The organism is Hallerella porci, from assembly GCF_003148885.1.
GTDB classification, from domain to species: Bacteria; Fibrobacterota; Fibrobacteria; order Fibrobacterales; family Fibrobacteraceae; genus Hallerella; species Hallerella porci.
In genome coordinates this window covers 30422-56330 of the sequence record NZ_QGHD01000014.1, presented here as the reverse complement: position 1 = coordinate 56330, position 25909 = coordinate 30422, and the positions used below count along the sequence as shown (strand labels likewise).

Here is a 25909-nt window from a genome sequence, read left to right as displayed (position 1 = left end):
GCAAAGACAAAATCGAGTTGAAAAAACATCGCTTTGATTTTGCTTTTCGCTTCTTCAATTTTGAAATTTCAAAGCTCTTTTTTTAGCTAACAAAACTAAATGACACAGTTTATTTGACAGAACCGATTGATGAGTTCTAAATTTTTATACTCATCACTCTCTTTGAACTTTTTTAATAACTCTTTTATATGAGAGTCCTTAATAACACTTTCACAATCTTCTGCTTCAAAAAATATAAGATACGCCAATTCGATTTTATCTTGCGAAAGTTTTGAATTGTCATCTAAGTCTTTTTGATTCGCATCTATTACAGTTGACACCTTATCATAGATTTTAAGAAAATCTTTCAGAAAATATTTTACAGCTCTTTGACCTCTTATTTCTTTATCTTCTCTTCTTGTAATAAACTCTGCTACATTATCCCGATGGATTTTTAACATTTCATAAAATTGTCGCTCTACTTGCTGTTTTGCATTGTCATCTTTTAATTGCTGATTTGCTTTATATTGCTCCCAAAACGCAAGCCCCGTAATGACTGCCGCAGCAATAGCAATAAATGGGTTCATAATCCCAAAAGTATCGCCAATAACTCCTGTTTTTTCATTAAAACAAACTTCATTTACCCAAGGAATATATGAAAGAAGCGGAATATTGCGAGTAAATATTGCCGGAGCAAAAAATGAAAACAAAAGAAACAACACAGGAAATACGAAAATGCAAACAGACATTTTACTCTTTGATTGTTCTTTATCTTTCTCTTTTGTAGATTTCATATATTTTTTATTTTTTACAAAAGTAAGAAAAAAAAAAGATTTTCAAGGGTGTTTTGAAAAATTTTAAATTTTGTAAAAAAAAGATGGCATTATTTCCCTTTTCGCAATTTTTTAAGCTTTTAATTTGAGATAAAAAATTCTAGAATCTCTTGAGTGCAAAATGCGCTCTATAAAGATCTCTCCCAAGAAAATGCACCCATTAGAAATGAAATTTTAGCCGTTTTCGGGGCAATAACAGCATTTCTCTAAGAGCTTTCATTCCCCTGTTCGCTTGATCGTCGACTAATGCAATATGCCTTAACACAAATCGCTTTAGCGATTTTTAGTGTTAAGAGCATACTGCCCCATTCCTAATTTTTAAGCCTTTTTAATTTACTAAATTTTCCCCGTTCATTTTTCAAAAGGATATTTTATGAAATTTTCCGCTCTGATCGCCCTGATGTTTGCCGCTTCCGCTTTTGCACAAGAAGCAGCTCCGGAACAACAAGGTTCTGCATTGATGGGATTTCTCCCGTTCATCTTGATGTTCGTCGTCATGTATCTTTTCTTCATTATGCCGAAGCAAAAGGAAATGAAGAAGCTCGATGCGATGCGTAAAGCGTTGAAGAAAGGCGACCAAGTTTTGACCGCAGCAGGAATCATCGGTTCCGTGGTGAATGTGGAAAACAATATCGTCACCGTGAAAACCGGAAACGATACGCGTCTCGATTTTGAACAATCGGCAATTGTCCGCGTTTTGAACGCCGAAGACAAGAAAGACGTCAAGCCGGCAAAGTAAAAAATGGCAGTTTTAGATATTACCATTTACGGCGACCAGGCGCTTCGCGTAAAATGCAAGCCGGTGACCGAAATCACCCCAGAACTCGTCGCCCTCGCCCACGATATGCTCGACACGATGTACGATGCCGGCGGCGTGGGACTTGCTGCGCCGCAAGTTGCAAAAGATATGCGTCTTGTCGTCATCGACCCCACGCGTCCTGACGAAGATGAAAAGCCCGCGCCGCGGATTATCTTTAATCCCGAATGGGGCGCAGAACCCGACTCGGAAGATGTCCCGTATGACGAAGGCTGTCTTTCGGTTCCGGATATTTTTTGCAATGTTTATCGTCCCGGAAAAATTTGGATTCGCTACACGAACGAACTCGGCGAAACCGTGGAAGAACACAATGTCGAAGGTCTCCTTTGCCGTTGCTTCCAACACGAAACCGATCACCTCGACGGAAAACTTTTTGTCGATGTGATTTCTACGGCGGATCGAGCTCTCAACCGTTCCAAGCTCCGCGACATGGCGAAAAAATCCAAGAAGGCTAAAAAAAGATGATGCGTTTTCCGCTGCTATTCCTCGCCGCAGGTCTTGTGAGCTGCGCGCCTCTGCCGCCGCTCGTAACCGATCCTCCGAGTGAAACTCCAGCGGAAAATTCACAAAAAAAAATCGCTTCTGCCGATTCACTTTCGAAAGATTCTGCAGCAAGCGTTCCCTTTGTTGCCGTCGCGCCAGCGGTGGCTCCGAAGGATTCTTCTGTTTCGGATTCTTCCAATTTTAAACCGGTAGAACCTGCGCCTGTTCTTTCGAGTACTCCCAAAAATATTCCGACGATGGCGTTAGCCGCAGAACTTTCTCGCGATTTTCGCGTCGGCATTCAAGTCGGCGTTTCAAAGACCGAAATTTCGGGCAAAAATTACCGCATCGCTTTTCATGAAAATGATGACGGCTCCGAAAAATCGGGCGCATTAAAAATTTCGGCGAACGGTTCCCGCGTTTCAGCGGGCTCGGATAAAGCCGATTCTGTTTGGATTTTCCCCGGCGAAAGTTCTCGGATTTCTGTCGACGGCAAAGAATACCGCGGAAAAATTCTCGTCGTCAATTCGGCGAAAAAATTAAACGTCATCAACATTCTCCCGATTGAAGATTATTTGAAAGGCGTCGTTCCAAACGAAATTGGAAAACTCGACGCGAGTATGTTTGAAGCATTAAAAGTGCAAGCGGTTGCAGCGCGCACTTACGCTTATCATCATTTTAATTCCCGCATTTCTCTCGGTTTCGATGTATTTGCCACCGTACAAGATCAAGTGTATAACGGATGCGCAAGCGAAGCCGAATTACCAAGTGCTGCAATTGATTCGACCGCAGGAATTGTGCTCACCAATAACGGCGAATTTATCGAAGCGTATTATCATTCCACTTGCGGCGGCTACACCGACGGCGTTGAAGTTTGGGGACTTGCTCCCGTCAGCTATCTCAAAAGTCAAAGCGATATGAAAAACACCGATTCCGCTTGGTGCAGCGCAAGTTCATACTCTTCGTGGAAAAAAGTTTACAGCGAAAAAGAATTGGTGACGATGTTTAAGAAGAATTTCAAAGCGGCCAAAGCCAGCGGAAATTCTGACTTTAGCAAAATTCAACAAATCGAAGTGCAATCGGAATTTCCGGGACGCCGCGTCAATCAATTAGAAGTTTTAACCGACAAAGGAATCTTCACCGCAAACGGCGACCGCATTCGTCAACTCTTCAAAGAAGGTTCAAAAATTTTACCGTCTTCCAAATTTAAAATCGAAAAGAATGGAAAAGTTTGGGTACTCGACGGATCGGGTTTTGGACACGGAATCGGGATGTGCCAAATGGGCGCACGCGCACGCGCAAAAGCCGGCCAAAGTTTCCAGGAAATTCTGCAAGCCTACTACCCGGGGACATCTCTCCAATGCGTTCACAGCGAACAGTAGCCATTCTCAGCGAAGGCTGTGCGGCGAACTTTGGGGACGGAGAAAAGATCGGGGAACGCTTCGCCCAAGAGGGATTCGCCGTCCAATTTGAAATGCCCTCCGAAACGCCAAATGCGATTGTTTTAAATTCGTGCACCGTCAAAGGAATTTCTTCAGCAACGAAACTCGCAAAAAAAATTCGAAGCGCATTTCCCACCATTCCTGTTTGGGTGACCGGCTGCGCGACCGAAGATTTAAAACGCGAACTGTTGCGTTTATATCCCGATTTTTGTTTCGGGCCAAAAGATGCGCACAAAAATGAATCCGCATTTCGTGAATTCCTGGACAAATTAACTTTTGAAAATTCCGAAATTTCTCAACACGACGAAAATTTATTTTGCCATTCTGGCATAGGCCTCGTCAATATCGAAGAAGGCTGTTTAGATGCGTGCAGTTATTGTTCAACGCATTTAGTCAAAGGAATCTTAAGAAGCGCTTCTCCCGAGTCCATTGTTCGCCGCGTGCAACGCAAAGTAGAAGCCGGCGCAAAGCAAATTTTTTTAACCGGTCAAGATACGAGTTGCTACGGATTTGATTTGAAAACAAATCTCGCCGAACTTTTGCAAAATATTCTCGTCCACGTTCCGGGCGATTATAAAATTCGTTTGGGAATGGGAAACCCGCGGCATGTGCTGCGTTATTTAGACGCTCTTCTCGAAACATTTTCCGACGACCATTTATATAAATTTGTGCACATTCCTGTGCAAAGCGGAAGCGACCGCATTTTAAAAGCGATGAACCGTCGCCATACCGTCAAAGAATATTTTCACATCGCCGAAACTTTTCAAACGCACTTTCCCGAGATGACTCTTGGCACCGATATTATCGTCGCCTTTCCCGGAGAAACGAAAGAAGATTTTCTCGCAAGCGTCGAATTGGTAAAGAGAACGCGGCCGTCCATTTGTAACATTACCCGCTTTGTTCCGCGCGAAGGCACGCCTGCCTTCGCCTTTCAAAACGGAGTTTTGAAAGAGGAGCGCTATGCGCGCTCTGCGGAACTCTCCCGCATCTTTCAGCAGATTGCATTAGAAAATAACAGTCGTTTCATCGGGAAAACCGAAATGGTCACCGTCGAAAAAAACGGTCAGCGTCCGGGTACAACTATCGCCCGCGATAACGCCTATCGTCCCGTCGCCCTATCGGGAAACTTCCCCGCCAGTAAAACTCTTCCCGTTAAAATCGTCCGCGCAGAAACTTTTGCGCTCATCGCCGAGCTCATTTAATTCAAAAATCCGAATCCGTCAAGCTTTCCTCTTTGGCCAATTTCATAATCATCTAAATCTTTTCTGATTCAAAATAAAATTCAATGGCATGCAAATTTTTCGTTATCGGCTTTTGGTGTTGAGGTTCAATAAACAGCATCTTCACCAGCATAATACACATCATTTGTTCTAAAGTCGAAATTCTCTAACGCTCATAAAATGAGCCCCAAAAGTTGGACATAACTTTTGGAGCTCTCTTCACGAATGGTTCCTTTTTCTACAAAGCTTTGATTTCATTAATAGTGAGGCCCGTTTGCTTGGCGATAATGTTTAAAGGTACGCCTTCATCCCGGAAACCTTTAGCAAGAGAAAACTTTTCTTGCCGAATGCCTTCTGCACGGCCTTCTGCGCGACCTTCTGCACGGCCTTCTGCAAGTCCTTCAGCACGGCCTTCTTGATGACCTTTCGCGCGACCTTCTTTTTCAGCGGCGCGACGTGCATCGCCGGCGCTTACAAAGCCATATTTTTGTCCAATACTTTGCCATGCCATTTGAAGATCCTCCACGGTTTTCTCACCGATGTACTCCCCTAAATATAATACAATTTTTTCGATGAGAATTGCCTGTTCATCGTTTGGGAGACGGTGAAGCAATTCTTCAACTTTTGGAATTGCCGCTTTAAATCCCTCTGGGTTAAAGGCGTACTTCATAGCGATGGCGACAATTGCTGCGGAGGGCGTGTTGGAAGAAAGGCAAGCGTTTTCGTTGACATCGGCCAAGTTTACCAGAACGCATTCGTATGGAAGATCTGCGCCATTAAATTTGGCACGTTCCTTCTTGCGGTATTCGGCAAGCGGATCCCAGCTTGTACGGCCGTTATAAATGATAATCGCCTTGGTCGGAAACCAACTAAAAATATCGGCACCACGGTCTCTCATCAACCTGATAGCGTATCTTCCAATCTGCTCAAGAACCTTTTTGTCGCTTTTGGACTTATGTTCCATGAGGATTCCGACGTTGATTTCTTTTCCGCCGAAAATTTTTGCCTTGAAGCAGACGTCCGCTTCGCCGCGCTCTCCGACCTCGTTGTAACCTTCGGGAATGCGCTCCAGTGTGTCGAGATTGACATCCGCAAGCATCACATCGAGATTTCGATTGCTTGTCCGGCAAATGTCCAGCAGAGCTTTTGCGTTTTTCGGCTCGCTATATTCGTAGCGAAAAAGTCCGTCGTGATCGCGATTGGATTGAGACTGATTCATGAGACCTCCATTTAGGATTAGAAAAAAAAACACATCCAAAAAATTTTTGGATGCGCACCTATTCGGAGGTTCGGGCGGTAATGTAGTTGATTCAGAAAAAGTGTCAAGGTTTAGAATGTAATTTGTTTGTAAAATTTCATTTTTTATTCATCAAATTCTACAAAAGTCTTTTCTCATAAATTATTGATTTAACAAAAAAAATTTCGAAGAAAAATTTTTAACGCTCCCTTTATCGATGAAAAAAATTCTGGGAAATTGAAAAAAATATGACATAGATGATTAGTGCGACAAGTCGCACTAATCAAAAAATTGAACATCAGGTCGTGTATTCTGCGTTGATTTTCACGTATTCGTAACTCAAATCGCAGGTATATGCCGAAGCGCTGGCTTCGCCGATGTTGAGAACGAGAGTGACTTTGTATTCGCGTTGCTTCACGACGGCTTCCAATTTTTTCTGATCGCATTCTAAGGGACGACCGCCCGCGAGAACTTGAACATCGCCGAAGTAAAGATCGGTTTGGTCTGCAATCATGTTGACGCCACTCGATCCTGCGCTTGAAAGAATACGCCCCCAGTTTGGATCTTCGCCAAACATCGCGCACTTTGCCAAATTACTTGTTCCGATAAAGCGCGCCATTTTAAGGGATTCTGCATGACTTTCTGCTTTTTCAATGCGAATTTCGATGAACTTGGTTGCGCCTTCGCCGTCGCGGGCGATATTCTTTGCGAGTTCTTTCATCACAGTCATTAACGCAGCGCGGAATTCACTTTTTTCGCTAATGGAAAGATCTTCATATTTAATTCCCGAGACGCCGTTGGCGAGTAAAATGCATGTATCATTTGTACTCATATCGCCATCGACAGTAATCGCATTAAACGAATCCGAAATGTCTGCGCGGAATTCGGCAAAGAAATCCAACGGAAGTCCGAGATCCGTGGTGATGAACGCAAGCATCGTCGCCATATTCGGATGAATCATGCCGCTGCCTTTGCAGCAACCGCCCACCGTAACTTTTCCTTTCGCCGTTTCAATTTCAATGGCGAGAGATTTTTTGACGCGGTCTGTTGTAAGAATCGCTGTCGCAAATTCTTCGGAAGCGTTTTCGTGCAAACCTTGAATCAAATGCGGAATCGCTTTTTCCACTTTGTCCATCGGCATTAAATGTCCGATGACTCCGGTGCTGCAAACTAAAACGCTCTTCGGCGCAAGCCCGAGTTGATCTTCGACAAGTTCTGCGGTACGCGCACTATCACGAAAACCTTTTTCGCCGGTGCATGCATTTGCATTGCCGCTGTTCACGATAACTGCCGACGCAAAATGCGCATGTTCCAAAACCGATTTATCGTAAAGAACGGGCGCAGCTTTCACTTTATTTGTGGTGAATACTGCAAAGCAACGCGCAGCTTGTTCGCTTTTGAGAAGCGCCATATCCGGTTTTCCGCTCGCTTTAATGCCAGCTGTAAAACCGCAAGCCGTAAATCCTTTCGGCGAGCAAACGCCACCGTCTTTCAGCATCGTCAACATATTTGAACTTCCTTTACCCAATTCCGCGGGCATTCAAAATGTAGAAAGTTTTGCATTTTTTGTTATCCGTTTTCCGCATTTCAAAACTTTCCCGCTTTTCGCAAAAGTTTTCGAAGAAAGCGCTGCGTTTCTTTTTGAAATTTTATACTTTTTTGGGTATGGATAATATACCTGTAACACAAGAAACCTACGATCAACTGAAACAAGAATTGGACCAACTGAAAAAAGTGGAACGTCCAAAAATCATCGACGAAATCGCTGAAGCGCGCGCACAAGGTGATTTGAGCGAAAACTTTGCTTATCACGCAGCCAAAGACCGCCAAGGCGAAATCGAATCCCGCATTAACTACTTGGAAGACCGCGTCGCACGCGCTGTCATCATCAAGTACGATGCGAGCAAAAGCGGCGAAATTAAATTCGGCGCGACGGTAAAACTTTTGAATAAAAAGACGAATCGTCAAATCACTTATATGATTGTTTCTCCGGAAGGCGTTGACGCGATTAACGGAAAAATCAGTTTTACAAGTCCGATTGGAAAAGCGCTTCTCGGCAAAAAGAAAGGCGATATCGCAGAAGTCATTACGCCCAAAGGCAAAAATCTTTTTGAAATTTTGGACGTGCAATAAATGATTATCGTCCTCATCGGCGACAGTGAATTTGAAAAGGAACGCTTAATTGAGCAGTTCCTTGAAAAAACATTGGGCGACCGCAAGGACGATCCTCTTGCCCGCAAAATTATTTTTGCAAACGATTCCAATGTCCAATCGGTTTCCGATGCGATTATTGAATCGTGTGATTCGTGCTCGCTTTTTGCGACGGAGCAATCCGTCGTTTTGCGCAATGCAGAAATGTTAAAAGCGAGCGATTCTGCAGCCTTAGAAGATTGGTTTAAGACAAAACCCGACGCCAATTTACTTCTTGAATTTGAAAAGCTTTTAAAGACGAGCAAACTTTATAAAGCTCTTTCGGGAATTGCAACCGTTAAAGAATGCAAATCGCCGCGCGATTATGAAATGGCGAAATGGGTGACGCTCCATACCGAAACCGATCTCGGCAGACGCATAGAACCGCTTGCCGCTGAATATATCGCCGACGCTCTCGGAACAAATCAAGCGTTAATCGATTCCGAAATTAAAAAAATTCTTCTTCTCGATCCCGAAGGAAAAATCATTTCTTTGGAGCAAGCGAAATTGATGATTGCTCCGCAAAGGGAAATCGCCGCCTTCGAAATTCGCGAATCTTTCGGTGACCGCGACCCGATTGCTTACACCAAAAAACTCCGCGAACTTTTGGATTCTGGCGTCGAAGGCATTCAAATCGTCGCCGCTCTCGAAGCTTACGCAGTGCGACTTTTGCACATTCACACAATGCTCAGCCGAAAAATTTCTGCGAAAGAAATCGCTGCAAAACTCGGCGCGAATCCGTGGCTTTTTGAAAATAAATTGAACGAACCGCGAAAAGCATTAAATTGGCCCATTCCTCTTTTGTGCCGCGTCATTAAACGCTTAGGCGAACTCGACTGCGAAATTAAAAACGGCATTTGCGACAGCCGGATGGGTTTAGAACTTTCCCTCGCCGCTTTAGTCATCCGCTAAAAATTTTTGCGACGCATTTTTTAACTCCTAGCTTCTAACTTTACTATATTTATGCGTATGAGTGAATATTTGCATAAAGATAGCATTGGACCCGTTGAATATCACGATCAAAAACTGCCCCTCGGTCCAGACGGTTTTATCCTCGAAAGCGGAAAATCTCTCCCCGAAGTTTCGCTCCGTTACGAAGCTTACGGCAAATTGAACGCAGATAAATCCAACGCTATCTGGATTTGTTCCCCGCTTACCGCCGACGCTCATGTCGCAGGATTTTACAAACCCGATGACAAGCACGTCGGTTGGTGGGATGCGCTCATCGGCAAAGGCAAAGCGGTCGATACCGATAAATTTTACGTCGTCTGTTCGAATGTTCTCGGCGGCTGCAAAGGTTCTACGGGGCCCGCAAGTATTGACCCGCGCACGGGAAAGCCTTACGGTTCTAGTTTCCCAACGATTACCATCGGCGATATGGTTCACGCACAAAAGTTACTCGCCGACGCTCTCGGCATTCAAAGTTTTTATTGCGTCATCGGCGGCTCGATGGGCGGCTTCCAAGCGATGAAGTGGGCAATTTATTATCCCGAAATCATCGACCGCGTCATTTTAATCGCAACGTCTCCCGGATTCTCGGCGCAAGCTCTCGGTTTTGAAATCGTCGGACGCGATGTGATTACGCAAGATCCGAATTACAATAACGGCGATTATTACGACAAGCAAATTCCGGCGATAGGACTTGCGAATGCGCGGAAACTCGCCCACATTACATACCTTTCGGCAAAAGGCATGGAGACGCGTTTCACCCGTTCGGATATTCGCATTGAACATCCCGAAAAATTTTATTCGGGTTCATCTCTTGAAACTTATCTGGATCATCAAGGGACAAAATTTGTCGAAAGATTTGACGCGAATAGTTATCTTCATATTGCACACGCAACGGATACATTTGACCTTGCGACAGAATACGGTTCGTTAGAAAAAGCATTTCAGAATGTGCAATCGACATTCCTCAATGTGAATCTTTCGTCGGATTGGCTTTTCCCGCCCAACGAATCGCGGAAAATTACCGAAGCGCTTTTAAACGATGGCAAAGTCGTCACCAGTTTGGAACTCGACACGAATTTTGGTCACGATGGATTTTTAATCGAATGCGGCGCCCTCGGCATGGCGGTTTCGCGTTTTCTCGGCGGTCAAATCGGCAATGCAAAATCGACTGGAACTCCGGCGTTCCACAGCGAAAAAGATATTTCAATTATCGATTCTTTGATTCCTGCGAAAGCGCGCATTTTGGATTTAGGCGCAGGCGATGGACTTTTAATCGATTCGCTTTGGCAAAAGAAAAAAGTCACCGGCGTCGGCGTCGAAAAAAATTTTGCCAATATTCTCGGCTGCATAGAACGCGACGTTCCTGTGATCGAAAAGAAGTTGAACTTGGAAGCGCTGCAATCGTTTGCAGACAACAGTTTTGATTACGCCGTTTTCAATCGCACTTTGCCCGAAGTGAGAAATCAGCGTTTAATGCTCCGCGAAATTATGCGCATTGCAAAACACGCAATTATCACTTTCCCCAATTTTGGTTCGTGGGAAATGCGTTGGGCGCTTTGCTATCACGGACGCATGCCGAAGTCGCCCGAATTTCCGTATGAATGGTACGAAACTCCTAATATTCATTGCTTCACTTACCGCGATTTTGTTCGCCTCGCCGAAGCAGAACATTTGGAAATTGAAAAAATCGTCACCGTGAACGATCACACTCTTAGTCAACTTTTGACAAAAATTGGCTTCGTCAATTTGGGCGCAGAACGCGTCATCGCGATGGTGAAACGCAAAGAATAAACAGCATCGTCTTTATTTGCTATATTTTTTTTATGGCTATTATTTCGATGACCGGTTACGGTAAAGATGAATTTAAGTTTCACAACGCATTGTGTTCTGTTGAAGTGCGTTCGGTGAATAATCGCTTTTTAGAAATTTCTTGTCACCTTCCGAAAGCGCTTTCTTATTTAGAATTTAGTTTGAAAGAAGATGTTAAAAAAATTCTCGCTCGCGGTTCTGTCAATTTGACCATTTCTTTGGGCGATAACGATGGAGCTTCGGTTCCGACAGGATATTCGACGGAAACGGTCGAAGCCTATTTGAAAATTGCGAAAGACATTAAAACGAAATACGGTCTTTCGGGGGAACCGACTTTGGAACAAGTGCTTTCGCTGCCGAATGTGCTCGTTTACAATTCCGAAGCCGATCAAAAAGAAATGGAAGATTTAATTCACGCTTCTTTAAATCGTGCGCTGCAATCGCTTATGCAAATGCGCGAAAAAGAAGGGCTGAATTTGAAAAAAGATCTCGAAGCCCGCGTGTATGAAATGGATAAAGTTCTCGACGAAGTCCGCGTTTTAGATCCGGAACGCATTGTCGAATGGAAGCAGAAATTTGAAGAACGGTTGAAGGCTTTGGTCGGCGAAGCGGGTTTAGATCCCGTCCGCGTCACGCAAGAAGCGAGCGTCATCGCAGACCGTTTAGATATTAACGAAGAAATTACGCGATTCAAAAGTCACAATAAACTTTTCCTTTCGACTTTGGAACTCGGCGCAAATCAAGGGAAAAAACTCACATTCATTTTACAAGAAATGGGCCGCGAAGCAAATACCCTCGCAACAAAATGTCAGAGTGCAAAAATTGCGGCACTCGCCATTCGTTTGAAAGATAGCGTGGAAACGATTCGCGAACAAACGATGAATATCGAATAATTTTTTTTTATTTTTTTCCATCAAAAAAGACTGGCACAGCAGGGAAACCGCACCAGTCTTTTGTTGTTGTGGAGACTTATTTAGAATTCATTTTCCGACATAATTCCGGGTAAGCTTTGCATGTAGGCAGGAAGTCTTCCGCCTTCGCTCATCTTTGATTCCGAAGCGTATTCCGGCGATTCTACTTTTGCAGACTTAATAGTTGCAGTTTGCATCGTCATTTTCGGCATCGGCATTGTCTGCGCAAGAGTGCGTTCTTCTTCACGAACAGCGGGCTTTGTCGCTTCGAAATTTGAGCTTACAAAATGCGAAGTAAAGACCGGAACAGAAGAAGTTTCGGCGCGCGTTTCTTCGACAGGGCGAATCACCGACATGCGAGCCGTTTCCGAAGCGGTTTCCATCGCAGGTTGTTCTACGCGGACAGGCTGCGGTTGCACAAGAGCAGCTTGCACCGGCGCGGGCTTTTGCACTTCTTCCATTTCTTCGGTTGCCATTTTTGCAAAATCCATACGGTTTGTACGCGGAATGGATTTTTCAATATGCGGGCCAGCTTGCACAGGAGCCGAAGCAGTTTGCGCAGAAGTTGCTGTAGCTTCGCCGTAGCTTTCTTTTTCAAAGCCGGTTGCAATCACGGTGATGCTTACGCGGTCACCGAGTTCTGGAATCGTTACATCGCCTGCGACAATATTCGGTTCATTGTCTTCGCCGATTTGCTGATACAAGTAATCCAACGCTTCGCTGTATTCCACCATCGAGAAATTTTCGCCGTGGGAAACATTGATGAGAGCGCCCGATGCACCGCAGACTTTGATGTTGTCCAAAAGCGGGCAAGTAATTGCATCTTGCGCGGCTTTCAATGCGCGGCCTTCGCCCGATGCAGTTCCTGTTCCCATCAAAGCAGCGCCGCCGTTCGACATAATTGTGCGGGCGTCGTTAAAGTCCACGTTAATCGTTCCGTGAATGAACATAATGTCGCAAATGCTGCGGACAGCGTTTCCGAGAACTTCATCCACTTTGAGGTAAGCGTCGGCAATAGAAGTCGTCTTTTCGATGACATCCAAAATGCGCTGATTGTTGATGACGATAATCGAATCAACATTTTTACGAAGAGCTGCAAGACCTTTTTCGGCGTTGCGACGACGAATCGGACCTTCCCATTTGAAAGGCATTGTCACCACGGCCACGGTCAAGATGCCGAGCTTGTGAGCGATTTCAGCGACAACGGGAGCTGCACCCGTTCCCGTTCCGCCGCCCATTCCTGCCGAGATGAAAATCATATCGGCGCCTTCTAATTTCTTTTCGACGAGATCCTTATCTTCCATCAAAGCTTGACGGCCGATTTCGGGCTTTGCGCCAGCGCCAAGAGTTTTTGTGGTCTTCTGACCGATGGCGATTTTTTCGTCGGCAAGATTATTGTCGAGCGCAAGAGCATCCGTGTTGATGGAAATGAATTCAACATCTTTGATATTCATTTTCACCATGCGGTTCACCGCGTTTCCGCCAGCGCCACCGACACCGATGATTTTAATCTTCGCCTTGTGATCTGCACCACTCGCGTCGATAATGTGTCTGACTTCGGAATCTTCCGGAATCATGTTGTTGAGTTCTTCGTTCATTTGTTTCTCCCTGTTTTTATGTTTAAACTTTTAAATGTATTGTCCAATCCAAGAGCTGAAACGCTTCCATTTGCTGCCAACAGCGCTGACAATTTTTGTCGTCTGCGTTTCACGTTTTCCGCGCGGTTGTTCATTTTGAGCGGCATAGTTCAAAAGTCCAACACCCGTTGAATAAAGCGGCATACTTAAAATTTCACTAAAGCCCGATTCATTCTTTTGCGGAGCGCCGAGACGCACTTCTACATCGTCGAAAATCTGTTCGGCAAGTTCTAAGATGCCTTTCAACTGTGCAGTTCCTCCGGTGATGACGATGCCTGCGCCTAAATTTTTGACAACATCATCTTTTCCATTGAAAACTCCCTTTTCTTCGGGATTTTCATTTTCCGTTTTTTTCTTTTTGTTCAAGAAATTCTGCGCTTCCAAATCGGCGCGGACTTTCATTAAGATGTTATAAATTTGGCAGTAAATAATATAAGCCAAATGTTTTGTGCTGCATTCTTTGCCCGAGCGTCCACCGATTCCCGGGACCGTAAATTTGCTGTCGTCCAAAAGATTGGAGCGGAAGCAAGTGCCGTGTTCTTTTTTGATTTCTTCGGCGCTTTCAATCGGCGTCGTTAAACCGTAAGCGATGTCATTGGTAATTGAATTTCCCGCTTCATTAAACGACGAAGTGTAAACGACTTTGTCATCTTTGAAAACCGCAATATCGGTAGAGGTCGCTCCGATATCAACGATGGCAACGCCCAATTCTTTTTCATCTTTGTACAAAACGCAGCAAGCGTCGGCGAGTTGTTCCAAGACGAGTCCTTTCACAACAAGACCTGCGCTTTCTACCGCTTTATGAATCGTGCGAATAATTCCGCGCGGAGCCATTACCAAGAGCGTTTCGACACTTAAACTTGCGCCTTCCATGCCTAACGGATTTTTAATGCCTTCGCGATCATCGATAGAATAATCGCCCGGAAGCACATGAATAATATCTAAGTCGGCGGGATATTGCACCATTTGACTCGTCTGCTCAACGACTCGATTCATCGCTTCTTTGGTCACAACGCCTTCAAAGTCGCGCAAAGGAATTCTCGCACGACTGACAAGAGAACGCACGCTGCTGCCCGCGATTCCGACGTAAACTTCTTTGACATCGACGCCGCTCGAAAGTTCTGCGTCTACTACCGCTTTCTTGAGCGCATTCACGGTGGCTTCAAGTTCATTATCGTCGCCTTTCTTCATCACAGGATTTCCAAAGCCCAAAATTCGGACTTTGCCATTTTCCAAGATTTCGCCGATAAAGACTCCGATCTTCGAACTGCCAATGTCTAAGGAGACAATTTTCTTGTTCGTTTCGTTTCCGGATTTTTCTTCTTTAGCCATTATTTGACCTCTTGAGCAGACGGATACGCATAAGCAAAACCTTCAAAACGCATATCCAATGACTTCACTTTTTCCATTTCTGAGGAAAGTCCATCGACCAATAAACGGTAATGGGCAAACGCATTTCCCGAAACGCTATCCATCGGGAAAAGAACTTTAAAACGGACGTTGCGAAAGAATACTTCAATCGCATGCAATTTTTCGTCGAGCGCAACTTGCGAAACTTCGCGGTAAAGCGATTCATCGGCAGAGCGCATCGCTGCTAAGAAACTCGCAATCGGTTTGATTTCGCGGCTGCGTTGAATGGTTGCAACCGGATAATCCAAGCGCGCACCTGTCGCAATCGGCAGTTGTTGTCCGCGTTCGGAATACGCTTTCCACTGACCCTTTTCGAGAGTTTGCATGAGAGGCGTCGTTTCGCTCACGGTAATCGTAACCTTGCGGAAAATTCCAACATCCACCGTTGCGTCGTGCAATAACGGTAACGCAAGCAATCGAATTTTCACACTGTCCGCGTTGATTTCGGACATCGGCATTCCGGTTTCTAATCCTGCAGTTTGCAGGATTTCTTCCCATGTGAGCATTCGATTGCCGTTAATTTCAACCGTTTTCAACGTGCGCAATTCTGCCGGATTCAGTTTTCGAATGAAACTCCAACCTTGCCAAATCGCAACGGCTACAATCGCAAAGACAAGAAAAAGCTTCCAGCCTTTCTTTTTCATCCAGCCGAAAATACCCGCGATCGTCTGATGACGTTTTTCGCGACGCATTTCCTTTTTCCGGATAGCGTTGTAGCCTAAACGCGCCATTACTTTTTCAAAGCCTCCAAGAACGGACGTTCCGCTTTCCAGATATCACCTGCGCCCATGAAAAGCACGAGATCTCCTGGCTTCGCGTCTTGCTTTAAAACTTCAATCGCTTCTTCTTTTGTCTTCACAAATTTGGCGTTTTGATGTCCGCGGGCAATTGCTGTGTCCGTAATCAATTTTCCCGAAACGCCCGGAATCGGTTGTTCCCGCGCCTTGTAAATTTCGAGAGTGATGAGTTCGTCGCAGTTTGCAAAGACTTCGGCGAAGGCTTCGTATTGATCACGAGTCCGCGTGTAAAGATGCGGTTGAAAAACGACGACAATGCGTTTATCGGGGAACGTATCGCGGGCGCCTTGCAAAGTCGCAGCCGTTTCCGTCGGATGATGCGCATAATCATCGTAGACGAGAATGCCGTTTTCTTCGCCGATGAATTCGAAGCGGCGTTTAACTCCTGTAAATTCCGAAAGCGCTTTCCGAACAATTTCAAGTGCGATATTTTCTTCGTGCGAAAGCGCAATCGTCGCCGTCGCATTGAGCACATTATGTTTGCCCGGAATTTTCAGAGTAAATTCCCCTAAGCTTTCGTTGTTTTTGAAAACTTCAAATCGCGAAATGCCATTTTCCATGTGGACATTATCCGCGCGATACATCGCTTGGCGGCTAAATCCATAAGTCACCACGGGCTTTGTAAAACGCGTGAGCACCGATTGAATATTGGGATTATCGATGCAAACGACGACTTGTCCGTAGAACGGAACTTTATTCGCAAAGGCGACGAAAGCATCTTTAATCGCATCTAAAGTGCCGTAAGTATCCAAATGTTCGCGGTCGATGTTGGTGATAATTGCCGACGAAGGCATCATCGAAAGGAAGCTGCGATCGAATTCATCGCTTTCGGCGATCAAGTAACGTCCACGGCCGACTTTTGCGCCACTGCCCTTTCCTTTCACCACGCCGCCGACAATCACAGTGGGATCTTCGCCTGCGGCTTCCCAAATGGCGCCGAGCATCGATGTGGTCGTCGTCTTTCCATGCGTTCCCGAAACTGCGAGAGTGTATTTTAAACGCATCAATTCTCCGAGCATTTCTGCGCGGCGAATTACCGGAATGCGGCGAGTTTTCGCTTCGACAATTTCAGGATTGTCCATTTTCACCGCCGACGAATAAACGAGAAGGTCTGCGTTTTCCACATTCTTCGCATCGTGAGTCGGGAAAATTTCAATGCCTAAATTTTTCAAATATTCAATGGCAGGACCGTCGCCGGTATCGCTTCCTGTAACCACAAAACCATTTTCAAAAAGCACTTCGGCAATGCCAGACATTCCAGCTCCGCCAATGCCCACAAAATGCAACCTTTTTACGCGACTGCTCGGAATCAAATTCATATTAGCACTCCGCTTCCAAAATGACTTTGGCGATTTGATCGGCTGCGTCGGGCATGCCGATGGATTTTGCTGCTGACGCCATCTGATTTAATTTTTCTGCATTCGAAAGAAGACTTTGTACTTTGTTCCACAAATCATTGGGATCGTTATCGAGTTCAACGAGAGCAGCGCCCGCTTTCTCAACAACGCGTGCGTTAAATTCTTGATGGTTTGCAGTCGCAAATGGGAACGGGAAAAGAATCGACGGTTTTCCGAATGCGAGAATTTCTGCAAGAGTTGAAGCGCCTGCGCGGCTCACGATTAAATCCGCATGACCCATGTAAGCGTAAATGTTATCGAGGAATGCTTTCACCGAAACATTTTCTGGAATCTGAATGCGTGCGCAAATTTCATCGAAATTTTTTGCACCGACTTGCCACACCACCGAAATGTCTTTTCTTTCGGCGATTTGCGAAAGCGCTTCTTCCATTTTGACGTTAATGCCGCGGGCTCCTTGCGAGCCGCCGACGATGAGCAAAGTTTTTGTGCCGTCGCGATATTCTTTTGGACGCGGAAGATTTTCAATTTTCGGCAATTCGCGAACTGGATTTCCGAAGACCATCGTTTCGGTCGACGGGAAAAATTTCTGCGCATCTTTTGAAGTGACAAAAATTTTCTTCGCATAATGAGAGCCAATTTTATTCGCCACGCCAGCGACTGCATTTTGCTCTTGAATATAAACCGGAATTTTTGCGCGGCCTGCAGCAATGACAACGGGGAGCGAAACATAACCGCCCGTCGCAACGATAACATCGGGCTTCCGTTTTTTCAAAACGACTTTTGCGCTTTGCACTGCTTTCAATAATTTATAAGGCAGCCCTAAATTTTGCATAAACGAACCACGGTGAAGAGGAACTGCCGAGATTTCGTCAAATTCAAAATACGGTTTTACAAGTCGCGATTCCATCGAATCTTTGCGGCCTGCAAACGAGATATTTTCAATTCCCGCTTTTTTCAAACTTTCGGCAATCGCTACCGCCGGGAAAACGTGCCCACCGGTTCCGCCACATGCAAATAAAAATTTCTTCTGTTTCATTATGCCACCTTCATCGTTTGTACAATACTCCGCGGTTCATCGATATTTAAGCCCGTATTCGGCCGCGAAATATTTAAAAGAATTCCCACAGAAATCATCGAAACCAGCAAATTGGTTCCGCCGTAACTGATAAACGGGAGCGGTTGTCCTGTCGTCGGCATGAGTCCGGTATTCACAAAAACATGCAAGATGACATTGAGCCCAAGCGCACAAGTTAAACCCGTCGCAAAATATTTGGCAAAGCGCGTCTTCGCATTTTGAGCGATGACAAATCCGCGATAAACAATAAGGCCAAAAAGGATAAGCACAAAACTCGTTCCTAAAAATCCGAGTTCTTCGCCGAGAAGGCTAAAGGCAACGTCTTTATACGACTCTGGAAGGAATCCCAATTTTTGCGTTCCTTGTCCGATTCCTGTGCCGGTGATGCCGCCGTGTCCAAGACTTACGAGCGCATTATACAACTGATATCCGCCGCCGCTCAAATGCTCTTCCGGATGCAAAAAGACGGTTAAACGTTTCAAGCGATACGAAGCCGAAAGTCCAACGCCGAGCACAAGGATTCCGCAGAGTGCTAATGCGCCACCCAGATATTTTAGCCGTGCGCCTGCGACAAATAAAAGCACAAATGTCGAAACGCCAATCATCAACGTCATCGAAAAATTCGGTTGCAAAAGAATCAAAACGGCGACGATGCCAAGAGTTACTAGCGGTTGAATCATGCCGCGTTTTAAATCCACGATGGCATCGCCCAATTCCGAGAGCCGCCGCGCCATATAAGCAAACATCGCAACTTTCATGAGTTCTGCGGGCTGAATGGAAAAACCCGCAATCGTTAACCAGCGAGCAGCTCCTTTTGTCACAGCGCCCATAATGATTACGAGAATGAGTCCGACTAAGCAAAGAATAAATACGGGACGCGCAATATCGTGCCACAATTTATGATCGATTGCTGTCACAATTCCCATCGCCACAAAACCGAGAGCGATGACTTTCAAATGATTCATCGCATAATAATAAGAGGGGCGCCCGAGTTCTGTCGCATGGAAATTACTTCCACTGTAAATGACGTAAACACCGAGCGCAAGCAATGCGACCATTGCTAAAAGCATCGGTTTATCAAAACTCAAATAGGACGCAAGCCACTTTTTCATGCATTAACCTTTGGTAACTGCAGCCGGCTCTAAGCGAAGTAATTTATCGACGATTTGTTCCATCTTCATGCCGCGCGAACCTTTGACAAGAAGAATGTCACCGAAGTGCACATTACCTTCCAAAAATTCAATGGCTTTTTGCACCGTGTCAAAATGCAAAGCGGACTTGGCATCCATTCCTGCGGCGAGCGCACCCGCTTGCATATTTTGGCTGAGTTTTCCCACTGAGATAAGCATATCAAAATGCATCTGCGGAACCATTTCACCAATTTCACGATGCAATTCTTCGGACTTTTCGCCAAGTTCCAACATATCGCCGAGAATCGCAATTTTACGATTTGTATTAGAAAGTGCGCCGATTGTTTGGAGCGCCATTTTCGTCGAAGACGGATTGGCGTTATAACAATCCGAAACCACTTTAATGCCTGCGCCATTTCGAATTTCCATTCGCATATTTGCTGCGTGGAATTTTTCTAATGCCGCAGAAACTTTTGCTTTCGACATCCGCATCGATGTGGTGACCGCAATCGCTGCGAGCGCATTGTAAACATTGTGAATGCCCGGAACATTCAAATGAAATTCCGTCCGTCCGATTTTAAAACTCGCGCAAGCGTTCGCATCCCACGTGAGATTTTCCGGTTTGATGACGCCGCGTTTAATGCCGAAAGTGAGAACGCGATAACTTTTATTTGTGCGCAATTTTGAAAGGCGAGAATCGTCTGCGTTTACCACCAAAAGGCCGCCTTTCTTTAAGCCATCTGCAATCGTCACTTTTTCTTTAAAGACATTATCCAAATTGCCGAGATGTTCCAAATGACTTGCGCCGACATTTGTAATCACAGCGATGTCAGGTTCCACAGTCATCGACAGCGGATGAATTTCTCCCGGTGCGCTCGTTCCCATTTCGACGACAGCGACTTCATCGCTATGCTTAAAACGGAAAATTGTTTTCGGCACGCCGATTTGATTGTTGAAATTTCCTTCGGTTGCAATCGTTTTAAATTCCGAAGAAAGAATTGCTTTGAGCATTTCCTTCGTCGTCGTTTTTCCATTCGAACCGGTGACGGCGATTTTTTTCAATTTGAATTTACGCTGATAACCTTTCGCAAGCTTGAGGAGCGCTTTATTCGAATCGTCCACGGGAACATAAACATCCGACAAAGAATCTCCTGCGCGGTCTGCATCCATCACACTCATCAATGCTCCTTTCTTCATCACATCCGAAATAAAATCGTGACCATCAAAGCGGCCGCCTTTTAACGGCCAAAAGACAACACCCGGACCCGCTTCGCGGCTATCCAAGCAAAGTTTGACTTTGCGCTTTGCCATTCGCGGCGAAACACCGACCGGTTCGCTTTCTAGAATTTCGCAAAGTTCTGCGATTGTCAAATCCAAATTTTGCATTAGTGCATCTCCCGCAGAATAATTTCGTGATCATCAAAATGATGTTTCGTCTTTCCGATGATTTGATAATTTTCGTGGCCTTTGCCCGCGACGACGAGAAAATCTCCCGATTGCATTGCGTGGCACGCTTCGCGAATCGCTTCTTCTCTCGAAACGATGACTTTAAAATGATCCGAATGCATACCGCTCACAATGTCTTCGATAATCGCTTCGGGCTTTTCGGTCCGCGGATTATCCGAAGTGACCCAAGCAAAATCAGCTCCGTTTTCGGCGATGGCGCCCATGATGTGACGCTTATTGCGATCGCGGTCTCCGCCGCAACCAAAGACGACAGAAAGTTTTCCTTTCGTAAGCGAGCGCGCAACGCGCAGAACGCGTTCCAACGCATCGGGAGTATGCGCATAGTCCACGATGACGCGGCGATTTCCATCGTTAAATGTCATTTCAAAACGCCCCGGCACTTTTACCGTTTTGAGCGCCTTGCGAATTGACGCTTCCGAAATGCCAATCGCTTTTGCCCAACTCATGACCAAGAGAACATTGTCCGCATTAAATTCGCCGACAAGTGCTGTTTCAATCGGCGTTTCTGCAATCGCAGGCACCGTCAAAATCAAACCGTCTTCGGAACTTTGAATTGCAGTAGGCGCAATCATCGCACCCGATTTTCCAAGACGCGAAACCGAAATTTTTTTCGTCGCAATTTCTTGGAAAAGACGTTCTCCATATTCATCGTCCACATTGATTACCGCGACGCCATCTTCCGCCAAGTACTTGGTGAACAAAAGTTTTTTCGCTTGGAAATAATTTTCCATCGTCTTGTGATAATCCAAATGATCTTCGGTCAAATTGGAGAAAAGCGCACTCCGATAACGAATGCCTTGAACGCGTCCTTGATGCAGAGAATGCGAAGAAGCTTCCATCACAAAATCGGTGCAGCCCGCAGCGACAGCATCTGCTGCAAACGCATACAATTCCAAAATGCCGGGAGTCGTCAAATTCGAAGCGATTACTTTGTCGCCAATTTTTTTGCAAATCGTTCCAACGAGAGCGGTTTTTCTGCCATCGCTCGAAAGCATCGATTCCATTAAAAATGCGCTCGTCGTTTTTCCGTTTGTTCCTGTGACCGCATGCGCCGAAAGTTTTGAAAACGGATCGTGATAGAAAATTTTTGCAACCGATGCGCGTTCTTCTTTGACGCTCGGAACTAAAATCCATTTGCTTGCGAGATCTTGCGGCGCTTCGCATTCGCCGACAACAGCTACCGCGCCTTGACTCAAAGCGTTTCGTGCAAAATCGACAGACTGTTCTCCAGGCATTGCAAAAAACAAATCGCCCGGTTTTACCTTGCGAGAATCATCGCAAAGTCCTTGAATTTTCAAATTCTTCAGAATGGTTTCAGAAAGCATATCACCTAACCTTTCTCAGAAAGAATGAGCTTAAATTTTTCACCGCGTTTAATGACCGCATCGGGAGCAGGATATTGTTTCTTCACGCGTCCCACGCCTTCGTATTCAATTGAACCCGAAAGTTCTCCGATTTGTTCCAACGCATCGCGTAACGTAAGCCCCGCTAAATTCGGCATCTTTTGCACATTCAATGTGCCAAGACGCAGCTTCCGCCCGCTATTTTCAAAATCATATTCCGAAGCGATTACCGTTGAGCCTTCGCCTTCAAATGTGACTGGGCATTTCCGGCTTTCCGCTTGATTTTTCGCTTCCGTTCTCGGGAGCCCGACAAATTCGACATTGCAATTTTCGTGAACCGAAACATTCGCCAAATTATACGGCAACGGTGAAATCGATGGCCCGTAATAAATGCCTTCCATAATTTTTCGGAAAATCGGACCCGAAGTCGCACCGCCCGAAGTTTGCCCTTTCGGATCATCCATTAAAACCATGCAAACGTAACGCGGATTTTCTGCAGGCGCAAGCCCGATAAAAGAAGCCACTTGCCGCGTATGATCGTAACGGCGCAATTCTTTATTGTACTTTTCTGCCGTTCCCGTTTTCCCGCCGAACGCAATTCCCGAAAGTTTCTGCGAATTGACGCGTTTACCCGTTCCAATTTCCACCACTTCGCGAAGCATTGAACGCACACGCGCTGCAGTTTTTTCCGAAATGACTCGGCGCACTTGAATCGGTTTTTGAAGTTCCAAAGTATCGCCTTCTAATGAACGCCACGCTTTCACAATCGTCGGCTGATACAAAATGCCGCCATTTGCAATCGCACAATAGCTCATCACCATTTGAATCGGCGTCACCAAAATTTCGTGGCCGTAGCCCATCGTTTTTCCCGTGCGACCACTCCACGTATGCGGCGGTTTTAAGAGTCCGCTTTCTTCGCCGGGGAGTTCAATCGCCGTCTTCGAGCCAAATCCAAAATCGCGCACATAGCTGTAGAATTTTTTATCGCCGATACTATCTGCGATTTTTGCAAAAATGATATTCGACGAAACCGCCATCGCGCCCGTCATATTGTGATCGCCGTGATCGCGTCTGCCGTCATCGTGAATAATAATGCCGTTGCCCGCATTCCACGCGCCCTTTTCTCCGCTAAAAATCGTTTCTGGATTTACAGAATGCGTTTCAATTGCAGTCGCTGCCGTAATCGCTTTAAATGTCGAACCCGGTTCGTAAGCAAGAGTGACGATGTCATTGCGCTTCGCCCGCGATGCTGCGCTAATCGGCGCATTCGGATCAAAAGTCGGATAACTCGCCATCGCTAAAATTTCGCCGGTATAAGGATCGACGACGACAGCGCTTCCGCTTTCGGCGTGATAAGTTTCCACGCCATCTTTCAAAGCTTTTTCCACGATTTCTTGAATATCGCGGTCAATCGTCAACACCAAATCTTTTCCCGGAATCGGATCAGCGCCATCTTGGATGCGTCCCGCTTGCACATGACGCTTGCTATTTAAAATGCGCATTTGCCAACCGTCCGTTCCGCGGAATTTATCTTCAAACAAAAATTCGAGTCCAAAAAGTCCTTGTCCGTCGCGGCCCACTTGCCCGATTAATTGCGACGCTAAAACGCCTTGCGGGAAAATGCGACGGTCTTCGGTGCGATTCGATTCGCCCACGCGTTCTTGAATGCTCTGCGCAAAAATTCTTCCGTTACGGTCGAGAATGCGTCCACGCGGAGCCTTTCGAATAGCGCGGTCGCGCGCATGCATATTCGCAATTTTCGTGTACTTATCGCTATCGATAACTTGAATTTGGAATGTGCGTCCTAACATCACAAACCAAATCGCAATCGTCAATAAAATCACCCAAGACATCCGACTTAAACGCATTTAACGATCCCCCACTTTTTTGATTTTACGAGGAACCTGCGCATAATCCAATCCCAAAAGCGGAGCGACTTTTGCAATGCGATCCAAAGAAGAAAGCTCTTTATTTTCAAGTTCGCGAAGCACAACTTGTCCGCGGAGATCTGAAATTTGGCGCACGAGCGCAGCTTTTTCGGTCGCGATTGCTTCGTAGCGATTTTGCATCCAAAGATACCCGCAAAGGATAATTCCTAAGCAGATTAAGACGAAAACCGTCGTCAAGAATTTATGGGCGTAGAAGAGTCTTGTCATACTTTTTCGTACACCCTCAATTTCGCAGAACGAGCCCGCGGATTCCGCGCAATTTCTTCTGCACTCGGAAGTCCCGGTTTCCGCAAAACTTTCTTTAATTTTTGATGATTTCCCCCGCAAAGGCATACGGGAGATTGCGGCGGACAAATGCAAGCACGTTCAAATTCGGCGCAAGTGAGCTTCACCGTGCGATCTTCCACCGAATGATAAGTGATGACGACAAGACGCCCGCCCGGAATTAACGCATCGACGGCTGCCCGCATACTCGAACGGATTTCGTCCAATTCCGAATTCACTTCCATGCGAATCGCTTGGAAAACGCGGGCGAGAATGCTGTTGACATCGCGCATTCGATCCGGATAAGTTTTTTCCACCGCAGACTTGATATGCTGCGGCAAAATCGGCGTTTTCAAATCTGCTATAACGCTTTGAATATTCAAAGTTAATTTGTACGCACGATCCAAATCCGCATTTTCTTTAAACGCTTTCGTCATCGCTTCAGGTGAATTTGTGCGTAACCATTCTTGTGCGCTAAAATCCGAACGCGAATCCATCCGCAAATCAATCGGATTTGTCCCTTGGAAAGTAAAGCCGCGCGCATCGTCATCGACCTGATGACTGCTGATTCCCAAGTCATATAAAATCCCCGAAAGCGAATTCGGTTGAACTTCATCTGCTAGTCTGCCAAACGGCACCGGATGAAATGTTACTTGAGAAGAAAACGGCGAAAGTCTTTGCGTTGCGTACGCGATTGCTTCGGGATCGCGGTCAAAGGAATGCAAATGTCCCGCAGCCGAGAGGCGTTTTAAAATGCCTTCGGAATGGCCGCCTCCGCCGAGAGTGCAATCCGCATAAACGCCATTCGGGTCCCAAATTAGAGCCTTCATGCATTCTTCAAACAGAACTGGGGAATGATATTCAGCGATTTTCATCTGCCGACCCCGAAGACACATCGTCAAAGAATCCGTCGTCGAACTCCTTCAAGTCTTCTTCTGAATTGAAGCCAAACTTCGAGTTGTAGATTACCGGATTCCAAAGTTCCGCCGACTTGCCCGAACGCGCCACATAGAGGACTTCGCCTTCTAGTTTGGCTCGGACTTTGTCGTCTTTCGAAAGCAAAATGCGGTTTTGTTTGTCTAAAACCACCAAATGCGAATTTGCCTTGAAACGACGGCGAAAATCAATGTTCTTCTTGGTCGCTGGGCGCGCTTCTAAATGAGCGGTGAACTTACGATATTCTTCAATCGTCCACAAGATCAAAGAATCCGCTTCTCCAAAGGACACAATCAATGACTCGCACTCTTCATCCGAGAGTACACGACGAAATTCCCTAGGAACGGGAGTCCGTCCCTTTTCGTCGAGAGCCGTTTTGGCTTGCCCTATGAATTCGTTCAATTCCATTTAGAAATTACCCATTTTAATCCACAACAATACAAATATAACCACATTTACCCACTTTCTTCAATAGTATCGCCGAATTTAGCGGTGATTTGGAAGTGAATAAGAGTTCAAAGCGATGATACTCACCTTTTTCATAACAGAAAATGCCAAGAAACTTGCAAATTTGACAAACAAATGAGCAGGTAAATTATTTTCCCGAGAAATTTTTTGAAAAATTTTTGATTTAGAATGAAAATTGCTTTTTCAAAAAAACACCCCCGCGA

General features: G+C 45.6%; 23 protein-coding genes. 8 read left to right on the top strand and 15 right to left on the bottom strand.

Translation table 11 applies throughout. From position 1 onward, the window contains the following. Window positions 1-95 precede the first annotated feature (95 nt). A complete protein-coding gene (locus tag B0H50_RS07900; protein ID WP_109587525.1) occupies window positions 96-773 on the bottom strand; it encodes a hypothetical protein in 678 nt (225 codons plus the stop codon). Window positions 774-1185: 412 nt separating this feature from the next. Here B0H50_RS07900 and yajC point away from each other — a divergent pair, with 412 nt between their 5' ends. From yajC to B0H50_RS07880, 4 genes are read left to right on the top strand one after another with little or no spacing between them, the layout of a single operon-like run. Beyond that, complete coding sequence (yajC, locus tag B0H50_RS07895) at window positions 1186-1551, top strand: preprotein translocase subunit YajC (protein ID WP_106198705.1); 366 nt, start codon at window positions 1186-1188, stop codon at window positions 1549-1551. A 3-nt stretch (window positions 1552-1554) separates the two neighbouring features. Continuing rightward, a complete protein-coding gene (gene def, locus B0H50_RS07890; protein WP_106198704.1) occupies window positions 1555-2094 on the top strand; it encodes a peptide deformylase in 540 nt (179 codons plus the stop codon). Next, window positions 2091-3494 (top strand): SpoIID/LytB domain-containing protein, encoded by a 1404-nt coding sequence (locus tag B0H50_RS07885; RefSeq protein ID WP_109587524.1) that lies wholly within the window; start codon window positions 2091-2093, stop codon window positions 3492-3494. The genes def and B0H50_RS07885 overlap by 4 nt, the downstream gene beginning before the upstream one ends. Beyond that, entirely contained in the window at window positions 3473-4756 is a 1284-nt protein-coding gene (locus B0H50_RS07880; RefSeq protein ID WP_106198702.1) for a tRNA (N(6)-L-threonylcarbamoyladenosine(37)-C(2))-methylthiotransferase, read from the top strand. The genes B0H50_RS07885 and B0H50_RS07880 overlap by 22 nt, the downstream gene beginning before the upstream one ends. Window positions 4757-5012: 256 nt before the next feature. Here B0H50_RS07880 and B0H50_RS07875 read toward each other — a convergent pair whose 3' ends face one another. Together B0H50_RS07875 and argJ are read right to left on the bottom strand one after the other, a co-directional pair. After that, window positions 5013-5993 carry an Rpn family recombination-promoting nuclease/putative transposase gene (locus B0H50_RS07875; RefSeq protein ID WP_109587523.1) on the bottom strand — a complete coding sequence of 327 codons (981 nt, stop codon included), beginning with the start codon at window positions 5991-5993 and terminating at the stop codon, window positions 5013-5015. A 316-nt stretch (window positions 5994-6309) separates the two neighbouring features. After that, window positions 6310-7518 carry a bifunctional glutamate N-acetyltransferase/amino-acid acetyltransferase ArgJ gene (argJ, locus tag B0H50_RS07870; protein WP_109587526.1) on the bottom strand — a complete coding sequence of 403 codons (1209 nt, stop codon included), beginning with the start codon at window positions 7516-7518 and terminating at the stop codon, window positions 6310-6312. Window positions 7519-7676: 158 nt separating this feature from the next. Between argJ and greA the strand changes: the two genes are divergently transcribed. From greA to B0H50_RS07850, 4 genes are read left to right on the top strand one after another with little or no spacing between them, the layout of a single operon-like run. After that, complete coding sequence (gene greA, locus B0H50_RS07865) at window positions 7677-8144, top strand: transcription elongation factor GreA (protein ID WP_106198709.1); 468 nt, start codon at window positions 7677-7679, stop codon at window positions 8142-8144. Further along, window positions 8145-9113 (top strand): DNA polymerase III subunit delta, encoded by a 969-nt coding sequence (gene holA / locus B0H50_RS07860; RefSeq protein WP_106198700.1) that lies wholly within the window; start codon window positions 8145-8147, stop codon window positions 9111-9113. 57 nt (window positions 9114-9170) lie between these two features. Next, window positions 9171-10943: a homoserine O-acetyltransferase MetX gene (gene metX, locus B0H50_RS07855; RefSeq protein WP_233244640.1), complete on the top strand. Its 1773-nt coding sequence runs from the start codon at window positions 9171-9173 to the stop codon at window positions 10941-10943. A 32-nt stretch (window positions 10944-10975) separates the two neighbouring features. Next, the gene (locus B0H50_RS07850) at window positions 10976-11854 is read left to right on the top strand and encodes a YicC/YloC family endoribonuclease (RefSeq protein ID WP_106198698.1); all 879 of its coding nucleotides are present in this window, start codon (window positions 10976-10978) and stop codon (window positions 11852-11854) included. An 80-nt stretch (window positions 11855-11934) separates the two neighbouring features. On the opposite strand, the gene ftsZ is transcribed toward B0H50_RS07850, so the two are convergent. Genes ftsZ through B0H50_RS07790 form a run of 12 tightly spaced genes read right to left on the bottom strand, consistent with a single transcriptional unit; the run spans window position 11935 to window position 25646 of the window. After that, window positions 11935-13470: a cell division protein FtsZ gene (ftsZ, locus tag B0H50_RS07845; RefSeq protein ID WP_109587522.1), complete on the bottom strand. Its 1536-nt coding sequence runs from the start codon at window positions 13468-13470 to the stop codon at window positions 11935-11937. Between the two features lie 30 nt (window positions 13471-13500). Continuing rightward, window positions 13501-14841 (bottom strand): cell division protein FtsA, encoded by a 1341-nt coding sequence (gene ftsA, locus B0H50_RS07840; RefSeq protein WP_109587521.1) that lies wholly within the window; start codon window positions 14839-14841, stop codon window positions 13501-13503. After that, a complete protein-coding gene (locus B0H50_RS07835) occupies window positions 14841-15611 on the bottom strand; it encodes a cell division protein FtsQ/DivIB (protein WP_158256481.1) in 771 nt (256 codons plus the stop codon). Before B0H50_RS07835 ends, ftsA begins: the two co-directional genes overlap by 1 nt. Window positions 15612-15649: 38 nt before the next feature. Then, entirely contained in the window at window positions 15650-17035 is a 1386-nt protein-coding gene (gene murC / locus B0H50_RS07830) for a UDP-N-acetylmuramate--L-alanine ligase (RefSeq protein WP_106198694.1), read from the bottom strand. A 1-nt stretch (window position 17036) separates the two neighbouring features. Then, window positions 17037-18110, bottom strand: coding sequence for an undecaprenyldiphospho-muramoylpentapeptide beta-N-acetylglucosaminyltransferase (gene murG / locus B0H50_RS07825; RefSeq protein ID WP_106198693.1), 1074 nt, complete (start codon window positions 18108-18110; stop codon window positions 17037-17039). Next, the gene (gene ftsW / locus B0H50_RS07820) at window positions 18110-19261 is read right to left on the bottom strand and encodes a putative lipid II flippase FtsW (protein WP_106198692.1); all 1152 of its coding nucleotides are present in this window, start codon (window positions 19259-19261) and stop codon (window positions 18110-18112) included. The genes murG and ftsW overlap by 1 nt, the downstream gene beginning before the upstream one ends. 3 nt (window positions 19262-19264) lie before the next feature. Continuing rightward, on the bottom strand, window positions 19265-20665 hold the full coding sequence (locus B0H50_RS07815; RefSeq protein WP_106198691.1) for a UDP-N-acetylmuramoyl-tripeptide--D-alanyl-D-alanine ligase: 1401 nt from the start codon (window positions 20663-20665) through the stop codon (window positions 19265-19267). Further along, complete coding sequence (locus B0H50_RS07810; protein ID WP_106198690.1) at window positions 20665-22071, bottom strand: UDP-N-acetylmuramoyl-L-alanyl-D-glutamate--2,6-diaminopimelate ligase; 1407 nt, start codon at window positions 22069-22071, stop codon at window positions 20665-20667. The genes B0H50_RS07815 and B0H50_RS07810 overlap by 1 nt, the downstream gene beginning before the upstream one ends. Window positions 22072-22076: 5 nt before the next feature. Beyond that, the gene (locus tag B0H50_RS07805) at window positions 22077-23957 is read right to left on the bottom strand and encodes a penicillin-binding protein (RefSeq protein ID WP_106198689.1); all 1881 of its coding nucleotides are present in this window, start codon (window positions 23955-23957) and stop codon (window positions 22077-22079) included. Then, the gene (locus B0H50_RS07800) at window positions 23958-24245 is read right to left on the bottom strand and encodes a hypothetical protein (RefSeq protein ID WP_106198688.1); all 288 of its coding nucleotides are present in this window, start codon (window positions 24243-24245) and stop codon (window positions 23958-23960) included. After that, complete coding sequence (gene rsmH, locus B0H50_RS07795; protein ID WP_233244638.1) at window positions 24242-25177, bottom strand: 16S rRNA (cytosine(1402)-N(4))-methyltransferase RsmH; 936 nt, start codon at window positions 25175-25177, stop codon at window positions 24242-24244. Before rsmH ends, B0H50_RS07800 begins: the two co-directional genes overlap by 4 nt. Further along, window positions 25164-25646: a division/cell wall cluster transcriptional repressor MraZ gene (locus tag B0H50_RS07790; protein WP_106198686.1), complete on the bottom strand. Its 483-nt coding sequence runs from the start codon at window positions 25644-25646 to the stop codon at window positions 25164-25166. The genes rsmH and B0H50_RS07790 overlap by 14 nt, the downstream gene beginning before the upstream one ends. Window positions 25647-25909 lie beyond the last annotated feature (263 nt).